Annotated in this window: 13 protein-coding genes; all 13 read left to right on the top strand. The window is 34.0% G+C overall.

Features of this window, described 5'->3' with window-relative positions:
• The first annotated feature begins 2 nt into the window (after positions 1-2).
• The 13 genes from FGM02_RS00280 to FGM02_RS00340 all read left to right on the top strand — a co-directional run bounded on the left by FGM02_RS00280 (position 3) and on the right by FGM02_RS00340 (position 24,984).
• Entirely contained in the window at positions 3-1,826 is a 1,824-nt protein-coding gene (locus FGM02_RS00280; RefSeq protein WP_139955788.1) for an arylsulfatase, read from the top strand.
• 4 nt (positions 1,827-1,830) lie between these two features.
• Positions 1,831-3,867 (top strand): carbohydrate-binding protein, encoded by a 2,037-nt coding sequence (locus tag FGM02_RS00285; protein WP_139955790.1) that lies wholly within the window; start codon positions 1,831-1,833, stop codon positions 3,865-3,867.
• Positions 3,868-4,064: 197 nt separating this feature from the next.
• Positions 4,065-4,187 (top strand): T9SS type A sorting domain-containing protein, encoded by a 123-nt coding sequence (locus FGM02_RS18375; RefSeq protein WP_166461100.1) that lies wholly within the window; start codon positions 4,065-4,067, stop codon positions 4,185-4,187.
• Positions 4,188-4,377: 190 nt separating this feature from the next.
• Positions 4,378-6,138, top strand: coding sequence for a leucine-rich repeat domain-containing protein (locus FGM02_RS00295; RefSeq protein WP_139955792.1), 1,761 nt, complete (start codon positions 4,378-4,380; stop codon positions 6,136-6,138).
• 240 nt (positions 6,139-6,378) lie between these two features.
• Positions 6,379-7,842, top strand: a complete 1,464-nt coding sequence (locus FGM02_RS00300) for a sulfatase-like hydrolase/transferase (RefSeq protein WP_139955794.1) — start codon at positions 6,379-6,381, stop codon at positions 7,840-7,842.
• Between the two features lie 80 nt (positions 7,843-7,922).
• Positions 7,923-9,491, top strand: a complete 1,569-nt coding sequence (locus FGM02_RS00305) for a sulfatase-like hydrolase/transferase (RefSeq protein ID WP_139955796.1) — start codon at positions 7,923-7,925, stop codon at positions 9,489-9,491.
• Positions 9,492-9,908: 417 nt separating this feature from the next.
• Positions 9,909-12,239, top strand: coding sequence for a fasciclin domain-containing protein (locus FGM02_RS00310; RefSeq protein WP_139955798.1), 2,331 nt, complete (start codon positions 9,909-9,911; stop codon positions 12,237-12,239).
• Between the two features lie 22 nt (positions 12,240-12,261).
• The gene (locus FGM02_RS00315; RefSeq protein WP_139955800.1) at positions 12,262-15,516 is read left to right on the top strand and encodes a SusC/RagA family TonB-linked outer membrane protein; all 3,255 of its coding nucleotides are present in this window, start codon (positions 12,262-12,264) and stop codon (positions 15,514-15,516) included.
• Positions 15,517-15,541: 25 nt separating this feature from the next.
• Entirely contained in the window at positions 15,542-16,999 is a 1,458-nt protein-coding gene (locus FGM02_RS00320; RefSeq protein WP_139955802.1) for a RagB/SusD family nutrient uptake outer membrane protein, read from the top strand.
• Positions 17,000-17,010: 11 nt separating this feature from the next.
• Positions 17,011-18,645 carry a fasciclin domain-containing protein gene (locus FGM02_RS00325; protein WP_139955804.1) on the top strand — a complete coding sequence of 545 codons (1,635 nt, stop codon included), beginning with the start codon at positions 17,011-17,013 and terminating at the stop codon, positions 18,643-18,645.
• 26 nt (positions 18,646-18,671) lie between these two features.
• Complete coding sequence (locus tag FGM02_RS00330; RefSeq protein ID WP_139955806.1) at positions 18,672-20,192, top strand: fasciclin domain-containing protein; 1,521 nt, start codon at positions 18,672-18,674, stop codon at positions 20,190-20,192.
• Positions 20,193-20,228: 36 nt separating this feature from the next.
• On the top strand, positions 20,229-23,357 hold the full coding sequence (locus FGM02_RS00335; protein ID WP_139955808.1) for a SusC/RagA family TonB-linked outer membrane protein: 3,129 nt from the start codon (positions 20,229-20,231) through the stop codon (positions 23,355-23,357).
• Between the two features lie 34 nt (positions 23,358-23,391).
• Positions 23,392-24,984 carry a RagB/SusD family nutrient uptake outer membrane protein gene (locus FGM02_RS00340; RefSeq protein ID WP_139955810.1) on the top strand — a complete coding sequence of 531 codons (1,593 nt, stop codon included), beginning with the start codon at positions 23,392-23,394 and terminating at the stop codon, positions 24,982-24,984.
• Positions 24,985-25,031: the final 47 nt, after the last annotated feature.

The raw sequence follows: 25,031 nt of genomic DNA on the forward strand, positions 1-25,031 counted from the left end.
ATATGAAATCGTATACATTTTATATCGGAATAATAGTAAGCACCTTATGTTTAATATCGTGTCAGTCGGGAGATAAAAAGACTTCAGTAAAAGCAGACCAACCTAACGTCATACTTCTTGTAGTAGATGATCAAGGTTATGGAGATGTGGCAAGTCTTGGAAATAAAATTATTAAAACGCCAAATATAGATGCCTTACATGCAAAAAGTGCACGATTTACAGATTATCATGTAAGTCCCACTTGTGCACCTACTAGAGCTGCATTAATGACAGGGCATCATTCAAATAGAACAGGAGTTTGGCATACTGTAAATGGTCGTTCACTTATTTTAGAAAGAGAAACCACCATGGCGCAAGTGTTTAAAGATAACGGTTACAGTACCGGTATTTTTGGAAAATGGCATTTGGGAGACAACTATCCGTTTCGTCCGCAAGACAAAGGTTTTGAAGAAGTATTGGTACACGGTGGTGGAGGTATTGAGCAAACTATGGATTATTGGGATAACGATTATTTTGATGATATGTACTGGCATAATGGAAAATTAGAAAAGTATGAAGGTTTTTGTACGGATATTTGGTTTGACAATGCAAAGTCATTTATAGGAAAGCAAAAAGACAAACCATTTTTTTGTTATTTATCTACAAATGCTGCTCACTCCCCTTATTTTGTTGCTGATAAATATTCAGATCCTTATAAAGAGAATGTGGATGTTCCCAATGCAGCTTTTTATGGTTTAATAGCCAATGTTGATGAAAATATTGGAAAGTTAGTAGCTTACCTAGAATCTATAAACCTAAAAGACAATACCATAATTATTTTTACAACCGATAACGGTACTGCCAAAGGAGCCAAGGTAGAAGGACATCGTTTGGATGGATTTGTAGTGAAAGGAAATAACGCAGGTATGCGTGGTATCAAAGCAAGTATGTATGAAGGTGGCCACCGAGTACCGCTTTTTATTCATTGGAAAGACGGTGGGATTACAACGGGTAAAGACATTCATGAATTAACGGCGCATTATGATATTTTTCCAACTTTGGTCGATTTGTGCAAACTGCAGGTAAAACAAAAAATAATTTTTGATGGAACGAGTTTGGTGCCTTTAATTAAAGGAGATAACAAAGATTTTAAAGATAGAATTGTTATTACCAACTCACAACGAGTGGAAGTCCCAGAACCATGGAGAAGAACAGCGTTGATGCAAGGAAATTGGCGTTTAATTAATGGCGAAGAACTGTACGACTTAAAAACAGACCCAGAACAACGTACAAATATTGCAACGCAACATCCTGATAAAATGCAAGAGTTTAAAGAAGCTTATGCTGCTTGGTGGAAAGAAATAGCTCCAGGGTATTCAGACCAGCCAAGAATTTATATCGGGCATGAAGCTGAAAATCCGACAAACTTATTTTGTCACGATTGGCATACGGAAAAGGAAGCCACTCCATGGCATCAAAGACATATTAGAACGGCTTATGTAGATAATGGACATTGGTTGATTTCGGTAGCAGAAAGCGGAACTTATACGTTTAAACTTCGTCGTTGGCCAGAAGAAATTCATTTGCCATTAAATGCAAAAGCTCCTGTTCGTCCAGCGTTACCTGGCACAAGTGTTACTGAAAGTCATAAAAGCAAGTCGTTAATTGTTAAAAAAGCAAGACTTAGAATCCAAGATTTGGAGCTTCGTAAAGAAGTAGATCCGAGTGCAGAATATGTAGCGTTTACGCTGAAGTTAAACAAAGGAGAAACAAATCTTAAAACTTATTTTGAGTTAGATAATGGGATAGAAATAGGGGCATACTATGTTCAAGTAGAAAAAATATAAATAGATGAAAAAAACAGGTACCACTTTTAATTATACGATTGGAAAAATCGGATTCTTTTGTCTATTCTTTTTTGGTGTTTCAGGTTCAGCGCAGATAACAGTCAACTCATTGGCACAATTTCGAGTGGCAGTTCAAAACAGCAATCAAATGATTATTTTGCAAGCAGGAGAATATCAACTTAACGATTTGCCTAGCGGGTCAAGAGTTATTAATTGTACAGGTTCTGGGAATACGATTGATTTAACCGGAGTTCGCATAAAAACCTTAGTAGGTTCTATACGTGAAGTTTATTTTATTATTTCAGGAGATTCGAATGTACTAAAAAATGGTGCAATTGAAGATTACTATCAAAGTGGTTTAGGAGAAGTCACGGATTTCAGTGCTTACAATCATGATCGAAATAATTTGGCCTATGGGTTAAAAGGAGATCCTGTGATGTCAATTACCGGAAACGGGAATTTAGTAGACGGCCTTGAAATGACGATTAAAGGTTCTTTTCCTTATGGGTATGGAAGTCAGTATGGAATAGGTTCGACAAACACTTTTGGTTTAAGCAAGCGTTGTGGAATTCTTATCACAGGAAAAGCTGGTGGAGGTGTTGGAAATACATTGGATCATATCACCATGTACCATCATGCTTTTGGGCATGGTATTTTTATGCAAAATAATGCGACTGAAACCACCATCAAAAATTCTTATATAGAAGGTCGCATGCGGCTGAGCGATGACATGTATAATGATACAGAAACCTACGATTTACCATATATTACAGGCTATCGTTTTCCTTCAGGGGATAATTGGAGAGATATTCCTTTTGCAGAATCCTATCCAATTCCTTACGATGTTATGTATCCGCTTTCCGAAGATGGAATTCGATCTTACAATGGTTCAGGAAGTGTTCTTGTTGAAAACTGTATTGTAAAACAAATGCGAGGAGGAATTCGATTGTATTTAGCATCAAGTGCTACAGTAACAAATACAAAAGCCATAGATTGTGGAGCTACCAATTTTAACATGCCTAATAACGGAACAATTACGGGGTCTAGTGGAAATTTTTCGTATGCACCCTTAAGTGATTTTCGATTAAGTCGCTCTCGTCAAAATATTGAAATGACTATTTTACCATCGCCCAACGCCGTTGGTCCCCATAACTTGGCAGATATTTTAGGAAACGATCATCATATTATTTTTCATAGAGCTGATGGTCCGTTGGATACAGAAGAAACACGTGTAATTGTCGTGTCTGGCGATAATTCTACCATTGTAAATGAAACGGAATATGCCATTGTTTTGGAAGCTTCGGCAAGTGGGAATACCATTAGCAGTTGTGGACCCGTAACAGACAATGGATCTAATAATACAATTTTAGATTGTGATGCGAAGCCAAATGTATGTGGTGATTACGACGCTTTTACAGTAATTCAAGCAGCCGATTTTTGTAGCCAATCAGGTATTCAAAAGGTAGGCGTAAATAATGTTGGATATGTAAATGCTGGGGATTGGGTAAAATATGAGAATGTTGACTTTGGAGGAGGTGTAAACTCAATAGAAATTTCTGCATCAAGTGGCAAAACAGGGGGTACTATTGAAATAAGAACCGAAAGTCGTACCGGAACTCTTATAGGTACAGTTAATGTTCCAGGAACAGGGTCTTTTACTTCATGGCGAACTTTTAAAACTAGTGTTTCTGTAACAGCAGGAAAACAAGATGTCTACTTAATTTTCACAGGAGGAAGTGGTTATTTATTAGATGTAGATTGGTTGCAATTCTCTTCCTCAAACTTAAGTGTTTGGAAGGCTGATTTGGAGGAATCCAATACTTCATTTTTGTACCCCAATCCGGTCAGTGCCAGTACAACGATCCAAAGTTCTAAAGATTCAATTTTAAAAATTTATGACCTACAAGGAAATAAAATTTTTACTGAGGCTATTTCAACAAATAACGAACGGGTCGATTTAAGTAGTTTACAAACCGGTATTTATTTTGCTGAAGTCCATTCCGATACGGCAAGGAAAGTAATTAAGTTGGTCAAGGAATAATTGGAAGTCTACATTTAGCCAAGGAAAAATTAATTAGGTTGTTCTTCAAATAAAAACTGAAGTTAAGTGCTTTGACCTTGACGATTAAAATAGAGTAGCTCTTCTTCATTTTTGAAAAATAGCACCAATTAAAATACAAGAGCACTTATTTCGTGTTAAAAACAAGTCATGATTAGAATTTATTTAAGGATCATATTTTGCTTATTAAGTGCTCCGTTTATAAGTTTAATGGCACAAAGTTCCGATTACATTCAGGTGTTTATTTCGTAAAAGTTCAAACACCAAAAGGTGTATCTGTAAAGTCGATTGTGAAAAAATAATTAACCCCTTGTAATTCTTCAATATGCCTTTTTTTACACAATTAATTGGGGGTTTTTTTGCTTCCCTTGTAAATACAGGGTTTAGACAAGGAAAATGGGCATTGGTTTTAAGGGAATGAGTGTTAATTTATAGCATTCATTTCGAGATTTCTCTTTATTTACAGTACAAACTAAACTTTTAAATATTTATATGATGAAAAAAACATTACAATTATTAATAGCACTTTTTGCCTTTACTTATGCCAGTGCTCAATCAATTTCTGGAACAATAGGAGAAGAATTTACAGTGGGGGATTATACTTTTAGGATAACAAGTCAAACTCCTAATGAAGCAGAACTTTCAGGGAGTACTCTTGCAGATTTAAATGTGCCTGCTAATGCAGTGGATTCTTTTAACGCAACTGATTATAGTATAACTGCAATTGGAGCGAATGCTTTTGAATCAAATACGACAATAACTTCTGTAATACTTCCATCTTCAGTAGTTACCTTGAAGGCTAAGGCTTTTAATAAGGCGTCAAATTTGGTTTCTATTAATTTAGATTATATTGTAGCAACAGAAGCTAGTGCTTTAGCTAGTTGTACATCACTTCCTAGTACAATGAATTTGCCGAAATGTGAAGATTTTGGGAATTACACGTTTGTATTTTGTACTAACATTAATGCGGTAAATATTCCGTTAGCTACAAGAATTGGTGAAGGTGCATTGAGAGGTTCAGGAATTTTCCAAATGAACATACCAAGTACTGTAACTACAATTGGAGGTCAATTATTTAGAGGTTGTACTAATTTAACAGATGTTCAACTTAATTGGTTAGATCCTAATGTGGTTACGTGGGATAATACTAAGACTACTAATACTACAGTATGGAATAATATAGTACCATCAGCGGTAAAATTATATGTGCCAGTAACAACTAAAGCTACTTATGAAACTTTCTACCCTTGGTCTGATGTTACAGCAGTTAATGTTATAGAAGGATCAATTCCAGAGCCAGCTGCAGATCCTGTTGGAACTACATTTACTATTGCGGATATTGAGTATAGAGTAACAAGTGTTGATGATTTAGAGGTAGAAGTCGCGTCTAGTACTTTAGCGGCTGTAACGGTACCAGCAACGGTTACAAAATTAGATGGGGATGCTGAGACGTATAGTGTTACTGCTATTGGAGGTAGTGCTTTTTTAGATAATACAAGCGTAACATCTGTTACACTTCCAACTTCTGTAGACGTAATTAAAGGAGATGCATTTAGTGGATGTGTGAATTTAGAAACAATCAATCTAGAAAATATTGTTACTGTTCAAACACAAAATGCGTTTTTCAACTGTCCAAAATTGACTACGGCTAATCTTGCCGCTGCAACAGAAATAGGTAATTTTGCTTTTCATGGATTTGGTGATAGTACACTTGCTACTATAAATATACCAAGTGCTGTAACAATTGGTAAAGCTGCTTTTAGAACTTCTGAAATCTCTGCTATCAATATTCCAGAAACGGTTACTTCTATAGGAGATGTCGTATTTATGGATTGTAATTCTTTAACAAAAATTCAAGTAAATTGGACGGCTACTGAAAATATTCCCGTAATTACGGCAGGAGTGTTTACTAATTTAACACCTGCAAGTATAACCTTGTATGTGCCTGTTGGGACGGCGGCTTTGTATGAAGCTGCAGACGTTTGGACTGATTTAACAATAGTTGAAGGAACGTTAAGTGTAACAAATGTAAATGAAGCAGACTTTAGTGTTTATCCAAATCCTACAAATGATTTGCTTACAATTACGAGTCAAATAAATATTATTGATGTGACTGTATTGAATGCAAACGGGCGTGTTGTGTTGAATAGCAATGCAATGCAATTAGACTTGTCAGCTTTAGCTCCGGGGGTTTATTTCTTGAAAATAAAAACGCAAAATGGAGTTGCTGTAAAAACAGTGATTAAAAAATAAATTCAACTTTATTAGTTATAATAAAACCGATACAATTCTTTGTATCGGTTTTTTTTATGAATATTTTTAGGGGCGAAACAGAATGTGTAGCTGTATTTGCTCGTAAATAGGCAATAAGAAGCATAGTTTATGTTTTTTGAATGATAAATTCAAATTCTTAAACTGAAAAAGGAATAATTTCGTAGAAGGTTTAAATAAGTATTCAAGAATATAAATAGTAATAAAATAAGAGTCAAGTTTATGAAAGTATTTAAAATTGCAATTTTGGTAGCTGCTTCAATTTTAGTTAGCTGCAAAGAGTCTGATAAAAAAATAGCGAAAAAAAAGAAACCAAATTTTTTGTTCGTTTTAGTGGATGATCAATCTCCATTCGATTTAAAAACGTATGATCCAAATTCAATTTTAGAAACGCCAACGATCAGTAAGTTGGCTCAAGAAGGAATTGTTGTTGAGCAAGCACGACATATGGGGTCTATGAATGGTGCGGTTTGTACACCTTCAAGACATATGATTATGAGCGGACGTTCCTTGTGGCATTTGCCTCCAAGTGCATTGTTTCAAAAACAAATAGATCCACATGAAATAGATACGCAAACAATTGGTGCTGTATTTAATGAGGCAGGTTATAAAACCATGCGTACCTGTAAAAAAGGAAATTCTTATCCAGGTGCAAACAAGCAATTTACGGTGGTAAAAGATGCGACAAAACGCGGAGGAACGGAAGAGTCTGGGAGTGCTTGGCATGCAAAACAAGTTTTAGAATATTTGGGAGATCGAGAAGAGGCAAAAGAAGCAGATCCGTTTTTTATTTATTTTGGGTTTTCACATCCACATGACACACGAAATGGAACACCAGAATTGTTAGCAAAGTATGGAGCTACAAATCATAAAGACAAGAATAGTCTACCTCCTGCAAATGAAAAACAACCTGTACTTCAAGACAATTATTTGAACAAGCATCCTTTTCATCATGGACATCCAAATTTAAGAGATGAAGAGCGTGTAAGTGGTGTTTGGAAAAATAGAGATGAGCAATCAATTAGAAATGAGTTGGGTAGAGAATACGCTTGTTCTGAAAATATAGACATTCAATTGGGTAAAGTTCTTGCCAAATTGGAGGCTATGGGAGAATTAGATAATACTTATATTATTTATACTTCAGATCATGGTATGTCTATAGGAAGACATGGTTTAATGGGAAAACAAAATTTGTATGAGCATACTTGGAGAGTACCATTTATTATAAAAGGGCCTGGGATATCAGCTGGTAAACGTGTAAAAGGAAATATTTATTTGTTGGATGTACTACCTACCTTATGTGATTTGGCAGGTATAAAGGCTCCTGATGCTGTGGATGGAAAAAGCTTTAATCCTGTGTTAAAAGGAGAAAAAGAAGTTGTTAGAGATGTTATGTATGGTGTGTATGCAGGTGGAACTAAACCAGGAATGCGTACAGTAAAAAAAGGGGATTGGAAATTAATAAAATACGACGTATTGGATGGTGCGGTTAGAGAAACACAATTGTTTAATTTAGCTAAAAATCCGAACGAATATTTACCTGAACATAATAAGGCTGGTGAAATGGAAACTGATTTGGCTGAAAATCCAAAATATGCCGATAAATTAGCTGAAATGGAGGCCTTGCTATTAGAGCAGATGGTAGAAAATAATGATCCGTACCGACTTTGGGATCAAAAAAAATAAAAGTCTTTCATTACAGATTGAAATGATTGAGTCAGTCGTTATATAGTAGCGGCTGATTTTAAATTAATAAGAATAAGACCATGAAAATAGAAAAAGGATTTTATCAATTTTTATCGCTATCGTTAAGTTGTATTTTGTTTGTTTTTTGTTCTCTTTTAGGGAATTCTCAAACAAGAAAACCTAATATCATCATCATTTATACAGATGATCAAGGCTATGGAGATGTCAGTGCACTCAATCCTGATGCTAAATTTAAAACACCAAATATGGATCGGTTGGCCAATGAAGGAATGGTGTTTACCGATGGACATAGTAGTGATGCTGTTTGTACTCCTTCAAGATATAGTTTGTTAACAGGTCGCTATAGCTGGAGAACTTCTTTGAAAAAAGGAGTTATTGGTGCAGATGGACCTTGCTTGATTGAAAAAGGCAGAACAACAATTGCTTCGCTGTTAAAAACCAAAGGCTATGCCACGGCCATGATTGGAAAATGGCATTTGCAAATGGAATTTGAAGGGGAGAAAGGAAAAGGTAGAGACTGGTCGAAACCTTTTACCGACGGACCCATAGAAAAAGGTTTCGATTATTTTTTTGGTATTCCTGCTTCTATGAATTTTGGGGTTTTGACATATTTAGAAAATGATAAGGTATTAGATCCTCCTGTTTTATTTACAAAAAAGAAAATGGATGTCACTCCTAGAACCTACAGAATGACACCTCCTTATAAAAAAGAAATAGCCAAAGGACATGTTGAGGTAGCGCCTTCTTTTAATGATGAATTGGTGCTGGAAACGTTTGCTAATAAGGCCGTTGCCTATATTCAAGAATCTGTAACAGAAGAAAAAAAGGACCAACCGTTCTTTTTATATTTACCGTTAACAAGTCCGCACTTGCCACATTGTACACATCCAGATTTTCAAGGAAAAAGTAATTGCGGTAATTATGGTGATTTTATGCAAGAGACAGATTTTCGCATAGGTCAGGTTTTAAATGCTTTAAAAGAAAATGGTTTAGAAGAAAATACCTTGGTTATTTTTTCTTCAGACAATGGGGCAGAAAGTAATTATAAGTACCAAAAGGATACTTATCAGCATTATAGTTGTATGAATTTTAAAGGCGGGAAAAGAGATATTTACGAAGGTGGACATAGAGTCCCTTTTTTAATGCGTTGGCCTAAAGTAATTAAAGCGGGTTCAAAAGTAAACGATCCGGTTTGTCAATCGGATTATTTAGCTACGATAGCTGCTATTGTAGGCACTGAACTTGCCGATACAGAAGGCGAAGATAGTTATAGTTTGTATGCCATGATGAAGGGAGAAGATGCCGCAATGAATAGAGCTGTAATTCACCATTCTTTTACAGGACATTTTGCCATCAGAGAAGGGAAATGGAAGTTGAATATGCTAAGAGGTTCTGGTGGGTCTTTAAAACCTGTGGTGCTAACACCAAAAGCAGGAGAAGCCTTGTATGAATTGTACGATATAGAAAAGGATCCTGGGGAAACTGAAAATTTGTATTTTAAATATCCAAAAATTGTTCAAGATTTAACCCAAAAAATCACCGAGATTGTGAAAAACGGAAGATCGACAGAGGGGGAGCCTCAATCGTATATAAAAGAACATTGGAAACAATTGACTTGGATGCAATAACAAGCTTGATAAACGTAAAAAATACATCTTTTTTGAGTACTGTTAGAAATAGCTTAATTTTAGCTCATTTTATTTAAGACAGGAAGTGACTAGTTGTTTCAGAATAAAAAAGCATTATAATTTTATAATGCTTTTTTTTATTTCAAATTTTTAAAACAATTATTGTTAAAATTTTTACAAAAAAAATGAAAGTTTTTGGGTTTTTATGGTTTTCCTGTGTTTTCGGGGGGTAAGCTGCTATAAAGGGTCATATTTTATGTTGAATGAGTACTAATTTATACACTTATGTTAAGGTTTTAGTTAAAATTACATAACCAAAAATCACTTAAAGAATAAATTAAAAATACAACCTATGACCAAATGAAAAAACAACTAAACTTTTTAAAAATCACTAATTAATTACAATATTATTAAATTATGAAACAAAAAATTAAGCATCTAGTTGCATTAATAACAACGGGATTATTTATAATTGTTTTTGCCCTTAGCTGTAGACCTGATTCAGCTGAGTTTGACCGGCCAGCAGATTTAGCAGGTACTGTGTATTTGCAGTTAGAGTCCATGGGCACTTTCAATTATTATTTAAAATGTCTGGATCAAACAGAATATAAAGAAGGACTTCTGAAAGGAGGTTCTTGGACAGTTTTTGTTCCTTCAGATAATGCGTTTGAAGCTTTTATGGCTGAAGAAGGCTATACTACATTTGAAGAAATACCTTCTTATAGAATTAAACGTTTAGTAGAGCATTCACTTGTAACGGATGCCTACAATACAACTACTTTAACTTATTACCGAAATGGTTGGTATGAAGGAAATGCCTTTAGACGTGATACGCATTTTCAAGACTCTATTGTAGAGGTGGATGCAGAAGATTATCCGAATTTTGATGATTGGGAACCAGGGAAATACAAAGTAGATCAAAGTAGTGGTCGAATTAAAACAACCAATTTCTTTATTCAGTCTTATTTCGATTTTGACAGACATCCAACGGAAATTGGAGATTATGATTTTATGTTTCCAGGAGAAAGCTATACAGCAGGTGATATGAAAGTTGCAGATGCGCATGTATCGCAAACAAACGTAGTGGCTGAAAATGGAATTATTTATGTTTTAGATAAAGTTGTAGAGCCAAGACCTAACTTATATCAAAATCTTACATCGCCAGAATATGAAGGCAAATATACTTTGTTTAAAAGTTTGCTAGAACGCTTTGCTTATTTCAATGATAGAGGAGAACAAATAAATCGCTATACAGGAGAAACGGAGCGACTTTATTATATCACATTTCAAACAGGAATTGCTGTTAATAAATTGGCTTTTAATCCAAATGATGAAAGTTATCCTCCTTTGGTAAACAATGTAAATAGAACTTGGGCAAATGCGACAGGAATGTTAGTTCCTACAAATGATGCCTTGATGACTTATTTGGAAGGAAATAGTGTGTTAGGAAATTATTATTCAAGTTATGATGACATGCCTTTGGATGTTTTAGGGAAGTTTTTGAATACTTTCTTGTTTCAAGACTGGTGGAATATTTGTCCTAGTCATTCTGGAAAAACATTTAACATCGCTATTGATCAAGTAGATTATAAATTGGAAGATGCGGTAGATAGAAAGTTTTGTAGTAATGGATTTTTTGTAGGAATAGATGATGTTTATACAAACAGTAGTTTTTCTACAATTATGGGACCACTACTTTTAGATGATGAGTATACGATTATGCTTAAAACAGTAAAAGATTTAGGAATCGACAATGCCTTACAAAGTAAAGGAATTGATTTTTCTATACTTGGAGTTAAAAACCATCAATTCATAAATATCGCAGATCCAAATAGTGCAACAAGAAAAGTATCTGTTGTAGATTATAATGAGGATTTGAGTGTTATTTATATGGAAGTTACTGGAGATCCTGTTGCTGCTAATAACAGAGTGTATCCAGAATTAAATGACCCGAGCCCTAGCTCTGCAGATATTTCTTATGTAACAAACACATTAAAGTCTATTGTATTGAATCAAATTATTGAAGAAGAAATTGATCCTACAGCAAACAATTACTATGAAACCAAGAGTGGTGAGTTTGTGTATGCACATGCAGGCAATAGAGTTTCTGGAGGAGGAGATCTTGCTTTAAATAATACCATAGAAATTGTAAAAGCAAACAATACAGATAACGGTGTCTTTTACGAGATGAGCGGTCCTGTAGAACGTCCGTTAGTTTTTACTTATGGCGCTTTGGCTGAAAATTCTGCGAGTTTCTCATCTTTTATAGATGTGTTAAAAGGAGCAGGTACACTTGTAGCGATCCCTAATTATGGAGATGATTTTTTACTGAGTTTTATAAATCTACAGAAAAAATTCACCCTATTAGCACCTAATAACGACGCGGTAGCTCAGGCTGTAATTGATGAAGTAATTCCTGATCCAGATCCAGCTAGTTTGGCTGCTTTGTCTGATCTAGATAGAGCCATCGCAAAAAGAGATCTTCTAAATTTTGCTAAAAAACACTTTTTGCAAGAAGCCATTCCTACAGATGGAAAAACGGCAGGAACTTTTGCGTCTCTATATTTTGCAAAAGAAATTGATTTTGTGCCTGTTTATGATGAGTTTACTATAGAAAACGATCATGCTAACTTATCACTGACTATTAAAAATGCAACCACTGGAGAATTGATTACTCAAACAGCTGGTTTGACAAATGTATTGTCTAAAAAAGTAGTCATTCATGAAATTGATAATTATTTAAAATAGTAAAACTTAAAGTTTGAAAAATATGAAGGATAAATATAAATCATATTCCTACACCTTAATAATAGCATTTTTACTGTTGTCGGTGTGTAATATGTCAGCACAAACAAAACTGAATGTAACCGGGGTTATTACTTCGGAGACCGATGGTTTGCCTTTAGTAGGTGCAACAATTGTAGAAAAAGATAAAGACAATCGTATTATTAATGCAGTAGTAGCCGATTTTGATGGGAATTATTCCATTATGGTTTCTAATGCAAAAGCAACCTTAGCTTATTCTTATGTAGGTTTTAATACAAAAGAAATTGTTTTAGGAGACGCTAGAGTCCTTGACATTCAATTATCGGAAAATATTTCTGAATTAGATGATGTTGTGATTAAAATTCGACCAAAAATATTTACGGGAGTTTTTAATATTGAAGCACGAAGAGTTGCAACAGCTATTGAAACTGTAAACATGACGGAATTGGCAGAAACAGTTTCTGGTGGAATTACAGATCAGTTACAAGGACGTTTAAGTGGGGTAGATATTACGGCAAGTTCTGGTGATCCTGGAGCGGGAATGTCAATTCGTATTCGTGGTACTTCTTCTTTAAATGCTTCTTCTGAACCTTTAATTGTTATTAATGGTGTTCCTTTTGAAACAGAAATTGATGATGCTTTTGATTTTGGATCTGCCGATGAAGAGCAGTATGCTTCTATGATTGGAGTTTCTCCAGATGATATTGAAGAAATATCTGTACTAAAAGATGCCGCTGCAACTGCACAATATGGTTCTCGTGCTGCCAATGGAGTTTTGTTAATTACTACCAAACGTGGTACGCAAGGAAAAGCCATCTTTTCTTACAGCTACAAAGGAACAGTAGGATGGCAGCCAAAAGGAATTCCGATGTTAAATGGAGATCAATACTCTACTTTAATAAAAGAAGAAAATTTAGATGCAAATATCAGAACTGAATTTCCTCAAATTGAATACAATCCAAACTATGAATCGTATAATTTATACAACAAAAATGTAAATTGGATTGATGAAATAACGCAATTAGGAGAAACAAAAGAACATTTTTTGAGTGTTTCTGGTGGGGGTGAAAAATCTACGTACAGGGTTTCTGGAGGTTATAAAAATCAAGTAGGTACAACAGTTGGTACTGGATTGAAAAATTTTAATGCCAGAGCTATTTTAGATTACCATATCTCAGATAAACTTTCTATTGCTTCGGAGTTGTCTTATAGTCACAATTTATTAGATAGGTCTTTTATCTCAAAAATTGATGGAAGGAATGTTGGGATTAGAGAATTGGCCCTTATTAAAATGCCGAATCAATCAATTTATGAATTGGATGAATTTGGAAATCCAATGGATTCTTATTTTACGCCTGAAGATGCTTTCCAAGGAAATGGGGCAACCTATTACAACCCTGTTGCCATGGCAAATCTTTCTTCTTATAGAATAGAGAAAAATAGAATTATTCCAACATTTAGAATTAATTATAGCCCGATTTCGTCTTTGTCATTTAGATCAATTATTTCATTTGATGTGAATGTAGAAAAAACAAATCGTTTTTTACCAGAAGAAGCTGTAGGAACAGCATGGACAAGTTCTGCTGCCAATGCATCTACTTATGTTGATTCTGAGTTTTTTGTAATGCGTACAGATAATAGTCTGACATGGCATCCACAATTAGGAGAGAAACATTCTTTATTCGCTTTGATAAAAGCAGAAACTTACGAAAAAACAAGTAAGGGATATGGAGTGGCTACAAGTAACTCACCAAGTAGTAATTTACAATCGTCAATTGTACCTGCAAGAGTTGAAGGTGGTGGTGGTTCTATTGCTTCTTCCTTTAGTCAAAGTAGAAGTTTAGGTTTTAACTTTATGTTTAACTACCAATATTTAGATAGATACATCTTAAGTGGAGGTATTCGTTCGGAAGGAAATTCAAAATTTGGTGCCAACTATAGATATGGAGTTTTTCCAAGTCTTGCCGGAAAATGGATTTTTTCTGATGAAAAATTTATGGAACCTTTAGAAGATTATGTTGATGAATTAAGTTTAAGAGCTAGTTATGGTGTCAATGGTATTTCACCAAATATTAATTATGGTCAGTACAACACCTATAGCACCTACAACTATAATTATTTAGATGAACGTCCAGTATATCCAAACAGTATGGAATTGGTGGATTTAAGATGGGAAACTGTAGTTCAAAAGAATTTAGGTCTTACGTATATTTTGTTTGACAATAGAATAAGTGGAGATTTAGAGTATTATACAAAAGAAACAAGAGATTTATTGAATAAAAACACATTTATCCCTTCTACAACTGGTTTTACAAGTGTACCCTATTTAAATTTAGGAAACGTAATGAATAAAGGTTTTGAATTGAATATAAAAACGAAAATAATCAATAAAAAGAACTTTAAGTTTTCTATGGATTTCAACTTCTCTCGTAACACAAACGTAATCACAAAAATTACAGAAGCTCAGGATGTTGAAGATGGAAATCCACTAGCAACTGGTGAAGATTCTTACTTAAAAAGAATTCAAGTTGGAAACCCAATTGGTTCGTTTTATGGATACAGATACAAAGGAGTGTATAGTACCAGTGATGATACCTTTGCACTTGATGAAAATGATGAAATTATTTACGACATCAATGGTGTGCCTAAGCAAATGACTTTTAGCAACTCTAGAGAATTTAGAGCTGGAGAAGCAAGGTATGAAGACATTAACAAGGATGGAACTATTGACCGTTTAGATGTGGTGTATTTAGGAAATGCAAATCCGTTGTTGTATGGAGGATTCGGACCTACTTTTGAATTCAAGAATTTCCGTTTTAATTTCTTCTTTAACTATAGATTGAAACAAAAAGTAATCAATATAGCTAGAATGAATACAGAAAGTATGGATGATTATGACAATCAAAGTACGGCTGTATTAAGAAGATGGAGATTTGAAGGAGATGTTACAGATATTCCAAAAGCTTCTTTAGGAAATCAAGTAAATACTTTGCCTTCTGACCGTTTTCTTGAAGACGCTTCTTTTATAAGACTTAAATATGTAACGTTACGATATAATTTACCTAGTAATTTTGTGAAAAAATTAAACTTCACAAAAGCCTCTCTTTATGTAACAGGAAACAATCTGTTAACTTTTACAAAGTATACTGGAGCTGATCCTGAAACAGGAAATAGTTCTGACTGGAAAAAAATTGGATATGATAGAAATCAGACTCCACAATCTAAGCAGGTTACAGTAGGGTTAAATTTATCATTCTAAATAGTTATCAAATTTTTTGAAGATTATGAAAAAAAATATATTAAAAATAATAACAGTCATCACCATTTCTTTGATCATGCCTTCGTGTAGTGATTATTTAGAATTGGAACCGAAAGACAACCTGATTCAGCAAGAGTTTTGGAAAAGTAAAGAGCAAGTTAGTGCTGCTGTGGCAGGATGCTATGCTTCTATGAATCAGGCTGATTTTACAAGCAAAGCCTTGTTGTGGGGAGAGCTAAGAGCCGAAATGCTAGTCTCTGTTAGAGCTGGTAATAATGAGAGAAACATGCTTAAGAATTATATTTTACCTACCAGTTCATTGGTAAAATGGAATTCTTTTTACAAAACCATAAACTTTTGCAACCTAGTGTTAGATTTTGCTGATGAGGCAAAAGAAAATGATTTGTCTTTTACAGAAGAAGAATTAAAAGCATTCAAAGCAGAAGCCAGAGCGATACGATCGTTGGTGTATTTTATTTTGGTTAGAAACTTTAAGGAAGTTCCATTAATTTTAGTGGGAACTTCAAGTAATGAAGTTGATTTCTATCCAGCAAAAAATACAGAAGAAGAGATTTTAGCACAAATTATATCCGATCTTAAATTGTGTGTTCAAGACCTTCCTGTTGGTTATGCAAAATCAATCAAACACGACAAAGGAAAAATCAATAAAGGTTCAGCTTTGGCTATATTAGCAGATGTTTATTTATGGGCAAATCAATACAACAATTGTATCGATGCTTGTAATGAAATCATCGCCTTAGGGAAATACAATTTAGTGGAAGGAACAGAATGGTTTAACCAAATATTTTTTGAAGGAAACTCTACAGAAGGAATTTTTGAACTTCAGTTTAGCGATATCAATACCACCTTTAAAAACTATTTTTATGAACTGTCTCCTTATTTTGCTCCTTTTGGAGGAACGCAAGATCTTTATGAAGAAATTCCAAATGATATAAGAGGAGAAAGAGCTTCGTATGATTTGTCTCGTAATTCTGTCTTTAAATATTCAGGAGTTGACGCAAGTGCAGGTGTGTTTAGAACAACGCAAGAATTTTTTAACACGTTTATCTTTTATAGATATTCTGATGTTTTGTTAATGCAAGCGGAAGCGTATTTATTATCGACAGATAGACAAGATTTAAATCAAGCCTACTCGTTGATAAATCAAGTGCATGAAAGAGCAACGGGAGCCGTTTTAGGAGCTGTAATAAGTCAAACAACGTTGTTAGATGCGGTTTTGTTAGAAAGACAAAAAGAATTTGCCTTTGAAGGAAAAAGATGGTACGATTTACTTCGATTTGATCGTAGAAATGATTTTTCAGAACTACTTATTTTAACCATGGCAGAAGAAAAAACAACGGCAGATGACTACGAGGTGATTATTAGTAATTTCACAGATCCTGAATCTTACTTCTTACCAATTGATCAAAATGAAATTAATTTGAATCGCAACTTGGAGCAGAATCCATATTACATAAACTAAAACTATTAATTATGAGAAACAGAGATAAATTATACGCTTTTTTGTTGATGGTAGTTACCGTGCTAACGCTATCCTTATACAGTTGTACGGATAAGTTAGATGGGCAAACATTTTTCACAAGTGATGCTTTGACGATTGCTCAAAAGTTAGAGGAAAGTCCTGAAAAATACTCATCTTATATTGAGATTTTGAAGAAGACAGAATTTTACAATGCACTAAAAAGTTACGGAAGTTACACTTGTTTTGTACCAACCAATGAGGCTGTACAAGAATATTTACAAGATACTTGGAATGTAAGTACGGTAGCAGAATTAACAACAGAGGAACAAATTGAACGTTTAAAAACTTTGGTAAAGTTTCATATCATTCCAACAAAAAGAGGAACTTCTGCTTTTGTAGAAGGTCGATTGGTAGATACGACGTATACAGGAGATTATTTAACAACATCTTTCTTAAAAGGTGGTGGTGTTGCAAATGTTGAAATCAATAGAGAAGTTACAATGGATCAATATGACATTCCTGCGAATAATGGAATTATTCATTCTATTGTAAAGGTGTTAACTCCTTTTGAAGAGCCAATTACAAAAATTCTTGAGAATACTGGTGAGTACACCATATTTGTAGAAGCTTTAAAACAAACAGGGTATTTCGATGTGTTTTCAGTATTGAAAAATGAGTCGGGTAATAGAAATAATTTCACCATTTTGGCGGAATCAGATGAGGTATATAGCCAAAACGGAATTAATTCATTTGCCGACTTGGTTGCTCGTATTTCTCCAGATAATTCTGACTTTTTAAGTGCAGAAAATGAGTTGAATAGATTTGTAGCTTATCATGGAACACAAAACTTTTTATATTCTGCTGATTTTCCAGAAGATGGATTTATCAATACCGTATTGCCTAGAAATGCAATTAAATCATTTAAAACAGACAAAGAGTTGAAGTTGAATGAAACAGAAACAGGAGTTGATGATACTTGGACTTCTTTAATTAGTGAAGGAAGTAATTTTCCTGCAAGAAACGGGGTGTACCATACGGTAAATAAAATATTAAACATATTTACACCAAAAGCAAAATACATTCTTTTTGATCCCGTTAATGATCAGCCAGAAGTACAGGCAAGATTGGTGAAATCTCACCAAAGAGTTCCAAGTACTTTTTATGAGTATGTAACTTGGTTTCCAGAATCTGACAAACGATTTTTGGCGCAAAGTAAAAACCCTACAGTAAATTATACCGTTTTTGATGTTGGAGGATTTGCGTATATCGAATTTGTGACACCTGTATTGCCTAAAGGTAAGTATGAAGTAACGGTTTGTAGTAATACCGGAAACAGTGCTAGGGGAGTATTCCAATTGTATTGGGATGGAGAGCCTATGGGATCTGTTTATGATGTTAGAACCAAAGTAGCAAAACTTGGCTATCCAGATGATGAAGCTTTGATGGAAATTAACGGTTGGAGACGTGGTCTTAAAACAGCAGTAAACAACAAAGGTGTAGCTGCTTATGATACCTCTAACTGGGTACGATATGTTGTTACCAAAGAATTGTTATGTCCTGTGCAAGATCGACATGTTATAAGATTCGAAACGGTAAAATCGGGTGGTATGCCACTTGATTATATTGAGTTTATCCCAGTAGAATAATAGAAATAATATTTAAAGAAAGAAGAATGAAAAATAGAAATAAATATGCCTTTATTTTCTCACACACGGTAGCAGTAATTTTACTGCTACTAACAAGTGGGTGTAGTGAAAATTCATGGGACGATCACTACAAGCAGATTGATGAAAGATTGGAAGTTAATCTTTTAGAGGTACTGTCTCAAGATTCAGAACTGACAAAATTTGTGGCTTTATTAAAGCAAACAGAGTTGGATAAATTGTTAGCCTACTCACAAGCGTATACCGTTTGGGCTCCAAGTAATGCAGCAATAGATGCTTTGCCTGCTGAAACTTTGAATGATCCGGAATTGTTGAAGCGATTATTAGAAAATCATATAAGTAAATTCTCATATAGCAGTAATATAATTGAAGAATCTGTATTAGTAAAAATGTTGAATGACAAATACATTGCCTTTGCAAAGTCTGGAACTGAGGTTTCTTTTGGAGGGGTTGCAATACTTGAAAAAGATGTTTTGGCTTCCAATGGAGTGCTTCATAAAGTAAATGGAATTCTAAATGTAAGTCCAAATATTTGGGGCTATTTAAACGAAAATGAAACGGAGTTTATAACAATGATGACTTATTTAAATCAGTTTAATGAAACTGTTTTTGATGAGGCGAATAGTGTGAAAATAGGAAGCAATAGTTTAGGACAAGCGGTTTACGATTCGCTTTATGTTTCTTCAAACACACATTTTAATGTTGTTGGAAACTTAAATTCTGAAGAAGAACGTTTTACAACCATAGGTATTTCTGATATGGCTTATACAGCGTCGTACAATATGCTTAAAGACTATTATCAATATCCTGTAGAAGATTCAGTAAAAAATAATACGGACAAAGCTATTTTTAATAATTTCAATTTTCCTGCTATTTTACCCGCTGATTTAGGAGGTGTTATTACAACGACCACAGGCAATAGTGTTATGTTGGCTCCTGAGAATATTGTTGAAGATATTCCTTTAAGTAACGGAAATTTACTTGTTGTAAGTGATTTAGGTTTTGATGCCAAAGATGTGATTTTTAAACCTGTTAGATATGAGGTTGAAAATCCAGAAAGACGTGTTATTGGTTCTTTAACAGATTTGACAATTAAAAAGAAATACAATGTGAATGCCTCAGGTGAATTTATCAATACGGTAGATTTATTAGAGAATCCTAATGGAAATAATAGCAATAATTATTTTGAAATAGCTTTTCCAAATGTGCTATCTGCTGCTTATACAGTCAACATAAAATTCCATCCAATTGGAGCTTCACAAGACACCAAATTAAAGTTTGAATTTAGTTATAAAGATTTGTCAGGAACGACAATAAAACATGAAATTCCTTCAATGGTTATTAGCAATTTACTAGAAGATGTTATGCAAATAGGAGATACGTATACGATTCCTGTTTACGTAAACAATGCGCAATCAAATAGCTATTTCGTAAAACTTAAAGTTATTGTAGATATCAGCGAGCCAGAATTATTGTTATACGACCGTAAGTTTGGAATTGATTATGTGGAATTAATCCCTGCGGAATAACTATAACTAAATATTGAAAACATAAATTATCGAATTATGATAAAAATAAAAAATACGACAACCCTGTTTTTCATGTTGTTTATCAGTTTTACCATGGCTTTGCAAGCGCAAGTAAAATCGGATATTACAGTTACTGGAACCGTGGTAGACGCAATAGATCTTAGTCCTATTGCAGGGGTAAGCATACAGGTGGGTAAATTCGCGGCTGTATTAACAAATGAAGAGGGGGCTTTTAGCATTAAAGTACCGCATAAAAGTGCAACTCTTAAAATTAGCAATTCTGTTTATCAAACAAAAGAAGTTGCTTTAAAAGGACGTTTAAAACTTGAAATTGAGTTGTACAACAAGTCTCATAAAACCTATTATGAGTCGGTTGAGATGCCAATGAAAAATAAGTCGAAAACCTCTATCGTAAATGCAATTGCAACCAAAGAAGGTAGCATCAGCAACTCTAGAGAAACGGTTTCTCAATTATTGAATGGGGAAATTAGTGGACTTAGAACTATTATGAGATCTGGAACTCCAGGAATTGGCGGTAACATGTTTTTAAGAGGGTACAATACCTTAAATGGGAATACACAACCTTTAATTATTATTGATGGAATGATGATTGAAACCAATACTTTCAATAGTTCTCTTATTAACGGTTATAATTATGATCCTTTGTCTGATATCAATGTAAAAGATATTGCGAATATTACGGTAATTAAAGATGCCGCTTCTATCTATGGATCTAAAGGAGCCAATGGTGTTATTTTAATTGAAACCAATAAAACGGTAGATATTTCTACAAAGATTGAGTTTTTTGCTCAAGGTGGAATAAATCAAGCTCCGTCAAATCTTCCTATGATGAATGCCAACCAGTTTAAGTCTTACTTAAGCAATCAATTAAACAACTCAGGCTTGTATTCAAATGAAGAAATCAGCAAATTGCCTTATTTTAATGAAAATACTGCTTTTGAAGATTACGAGAAATATCACAATTCTACAGACTGGCAAAAGGAAGTTTTTCAGAACAGTTTTGTAAATGAGTATTATTTAAAAATATCTGGGGGTGATGAAATTGCAAAGTATGGTCTTTCAGTTGGATATACATCAAACCAAGGGGTTATTAAAAATGCCGATTACCAAAGATTTACAACTCGTTTTAACGCAGAAACAAGAATCAATAAAAAACTGTCTTTAAACACAAATCTAAGTGTAAGTTATGCTACTAGAAATTTATTTGAAGATGGACTGTCGCAAGATTCACCTGTTTTTTCAGCCTTGAACAAAGCACCTTTTTTAGCGCCATTTACACCAAATGCAGATGGTATCATCACCGATTCTTATGAAGATGTAGATAATGTTGGGAGTTTTAGTAATCCAACAGCAATTATTGACAATGCAACTTTTGAATCTAAAAACTACAACTTATACGGTCATTTAAAATTTATGTACAAAATAAATGACAAATTAAACATAAGCTCATTGGTTGGGGTTAACTATTTGAAAAATAGAGAAGATGTTTTTCTTCCAGATTTAGGGCTTTCTTCAGGTGCTAATGTGTATGGAGATGAACAATACCGTACCTCAAAAGTAAGTACAGAAAACTTATTTGCTATTTACAACGACACACGTTTAAATTATTCATTGAATTTAGATCACTTACACCAGTTCAATTTTAATATTGGTGGACGTTACAATGAAAATAATTATGAAAATTCTTTTGCCTCAAGTGGAAATTCAGGAGATGATCAGTTTACTTCTTTAAATAGTGGAGATAGATTAACAAATGTAACTTCAGGGAGTATTGGAAATTGGAAAGATGGGTCATTGTACACAAATATTGATTATGCTTACCTAGACAAATATTTTGTAAGTTACAATATGGCCGTTGACTGGTCTTCTAGATTTGGAGATGCTAGAGCCTCTGGTGTATTTCCTTCTTTGGGAGCTGCTTGGATGGTTTCTTCAGAAGATTTTATGAGCGATATTGCTGCTGTAGATATGTTAAAAGTTAGAGCTAGTTATGGTTTAACAGGAAATGATGGTGTTGGAAACTACAACGCACAATCGTATTTTGTTTCTAGACGATTTTTAGAAGGAGCTGGACTTGTAAGTGGAAATATTGCAAATAGCGCTATTCAATGGGAAGAAACTGCAAAAGCGAATTTAGGAGTAGATGTAGGTTTGTTCGACGAAAAATTGTCTGTTAATTTTGACGTGTACAATAACGTAACAAATGGTTTGTTAAATATAAATAGTATCAGCCCAATTTATGGATATGATGGGTATATGCAAAACAATGGAGAACTTAGAAATAGAGGTGTTGAAGTAGGTTTTAATGCTACTGTTGTGCGTTCAAAGAATTTTGAATGGAATATTGGAGGTAACATTTCTAAATACAAAAACAAAATTATTTCGTTGCCTGATGGAGAAAGTCAAATTTACAATATTGCAGGCGTTAATGCTACAATTATAAACCAAGAAGGAAGTCCTTTAGGCTTGTTCTATGGTTATAAAACGGATGGAATTTATCAAAATTCAGCGGCTGCTTCTGCTGATGGTTTGAGCTACACAGATTACAAAGGTTTTGAACAAGCTTTTGCTGCCGGAGATGTGAAATTTGTAAATAGCGACAGTAGTGATAACGTAATTAATGAAGATGATCGTGTGATTATTGGAAATCCAAATGCGGATTTTACAGGAATGGTGTACACAACTTTGAACTATAAAAAATTAAGTTTATCGGCAGTGTTCACATTTAGCCAAGGAAATGATGTTTACAATGCATTAAGAAGAGAAACAGAATCAATGAGTGGTTTTGCAAATCAAAGTCTTGCAGTTGCAAATCGTTGGCAAGTTGAGGGACAAACTACAAATATACCACGTGCAGTTTATGGCGATGAAATGGGGAATTCTAGATTTTCTGATCGTTGGATCGAAGATGGTTCTTTTGTAAGATTAAAAACGTTGTCTTTATCGTATAGTCCAGATATTTTAAGTGATGATCAAAAAAATATCACCTTTTATGTAACAGGGAACAACCTGCTAACATTTACCAAATATTTGGGATATGATCCTGAAGTGAGTTTTTCTCAAACAAGTTATTTGCAAGGAATTGATGCTGGTATGTCACCACAATATAGTTCTGTAATGCTTGGAGTTAAATTAGGATTGTAATTTATTAGAAAATTCAAAATTAAAAAATAAACAGATGAAACAACATTTAAATATTTTATTCGGCATCTTATGTGCTTCAATACTTTTTACTTCTTGTAGCGATGCTTTTGAAGTATCTCCAGATGAGGTATTGTTGGCAGATAATTATCTAGGAGATGATAAAATTGATGCAAGATCGGCTTTATTCGGAGTTCTTTCTCAAATGCAAGATATTACCGGACAATATATTGTTTTAGGAGAAGCTCGTGCTGATTTGGTGGATGTAACCAGTGATGCAGGTGATGAAATTAGACAAATAAACAGACACGATATAGATCCAGATAACAGTTATATCAATCCTGTAAAATTGTTTTCTATGATTAACAATTGTAACTATGCCTTAAAAGGAATAGATACAGCGGCTTATGAAAGTGAATTGTTAGAAGATTATGTTTCTATACTTCGTGTAAGAACTTGGGCACAATTACAAATACTCGTTAACTATGGTAAGCTTCCTTATATTACGGAGCCTGTTAAAAGTAATGAAGATTTAGAAAAAGATCTTTTAGTGCTTTCTTTCAATCAAGGTTTAGATCAGTTAATGGAAAACTTAGAACCTTTTGCTAGTGTAGACAATGTTTCTAAATATGCGAATTCTTTAACCTATAATATCCAAAAAATGATTCCTAATAATGATATCTTAATGGGAGATTTACATTTATGGAGAGGTGATAACGTGCTTGCGGCAATTTATTACAAACAGTTTTTAGATGACAATGTTTCTGGAAGTTTGTATAATTTACAAGCATATAGTGTTAGCTATACGCCAGTAGGAAGTGGTTTTGGAATTACGAATAGATGGTTAGACATCTTTCAAGAAACTGTTCAAAATAATGAAGTGATTAATTTTGTAGGCTTTAGTGATCAATACAGACAGCCAAATAATAGCTACAGTGTTGTTACTGAACAAATCAAACCTTCTGTATTGGCTGTTAATAAATGGAGTTTAGAGTTTAAAGGTTATGAAGGGAGTCCTTTTGAATTAGTAGATAATAGAGCTGAAGGATCTTATGAAGGTATTGGTGAATTGGCCAGAATTACAAAATATCAAGAAGAGTATTTTGTATGGAATAGAGCTGCTAAAATTTATTTAAGATATGCTGAGGCTATTAATTATGCTGGCTATCCAAAACAAGCGTTGGCTATTGTAAACGGTATTTTTAACAGTACAACCACGACACCTGTAAATGCGCCAATTTTTAATAATTCAGAGTCTTTCTTAAATTTTGATATAAATGATTATTATACCTTAGATAATAATGATCGTCCAACAGGAGGAAATCAAGGAGTAAGAGGTAGAGCTGGAATGGCACCGGTAACTGTTCCAGAAGATATTAGCCAATTAGATTCTATAAATTTAGTAGGCCAACTTATTTTAAATGAAGGTGCTTTGGAGTTGGCTTTTGAAGGAAATAGATGGGAAGATTTACTTCGATTTGCAAAAAGAGATAATGACCCTACAATAATCGCTGATCCAGTTTCTGAAAAATTTGAAATTTCGGGAGATGCTGCTACCGCATCGGCAACTCGTGCAAAATTAATGAATCCAGAAAATTGGTATTTGCCTTTGGCATTGCCAGGGAACTAATAAAACCATTTTTTAAGTAAAAATATCAAGCTTTTACTTGGTTGAAT

The organism is Flavicella sediminum, from assembly GCF_006381105.1.
In the GTDB taxonomy this organism is placed as follows: domain Bacteria; phylum Bacteroidota; class Bacteroidia; order Flavobacteriales; family Flavobacteriaceae; genus Flavicella; species Flavicella sediminum.

What these genes read in the sequence shown, in the direction of transcription:
- FGM02_RS00285 (WP_139955790.1), top strand. Translation starts at nt 1,831, where the DNA reads ATGAAAAAAACAGGTACCACTTTTAATTATACGATTGGAAAAATCGGA.
- FGM02_RS00330 (WP_139955806.1), top strand. Translation starts at nt 18,672, where the DNA reads ATGAAAAATAGAAATAAATATGCCTTTATTTTCTCACACACGGTAGCA.
- FGM02_RS00335 (WP_139955808.1), top strand. Translation starts at nt 20,229, where the DNA reads ATGATAAAAATAAAAAATACGACAACCCTGTTTTTCATGTTGTTTATC.
- FGM02_RS00295 (WP_139955792.1), top strand. Translation starts at nt 4,378, where the DNA reads ATGATGAAAAAAACATTACAATTATTAATAGCACTTTTTGCCTTTACT.
- FGM02_RS00300 (WP_139955794.1), top strand. Translation starts at nt 6,379, where the DNA reads ATGAAAGTATTTAAAATTGCAATTTTGGTAGCTGCTTCAATTTTAGTT.
- FGM02_RS00315 (WP_139955800.1), top strand. Translation starts at nt 12,262, where the DNA reads ATGAAGGATAAATATAAATCATATTCCTACACCTTAATAATAGCATTT.
- FGM02_RS00280 (WP_139955788.1), top strand. Translation starts at nt 3, where the DNA reads ATGAAATCGTATACATTTTATATCGGAATAATAGTAAGCACCTTATGT.
- FGM02_RS00310 (WP_139955798.1), top strand. Translation starts at nt 9,909, where the DNA reads ATGAAACAAAAAATTAAGCATCTAGTTGCATTAATAACAACGGGATTA.
- FGM02_RS00340 (WP_139955810.1), top strand. Translation starts at nt 23,392, where the DNA reads ATGAAACAACATTTAAATATTTTATTCGGCATCTTATGTGCTTCAATA.
- FGM02_RS00325 (WP_139955804.1), top strand. Translation starts at nt 17,011, where the DNA reads ATGAGAAACAGAGATAAATTATACGCTTTTTTGTTGATGGTAGTTACC.
- FGM02_RS00320 (WP_139955802.1), top strand. Translation starts at nt 15,542, where the DNA reads ATGAAAAAAAATATATTAAAAATAATAACAGTCATCACCATTTCTTTG.
- FGM02_RS00305 (WP_139955796.1), top strand. Translation starts at nt 7,923, where the DNA reads ATGAAAATAGAAAAAGGATTTTATCAATTTTTATCGCTATCGTTAAGT.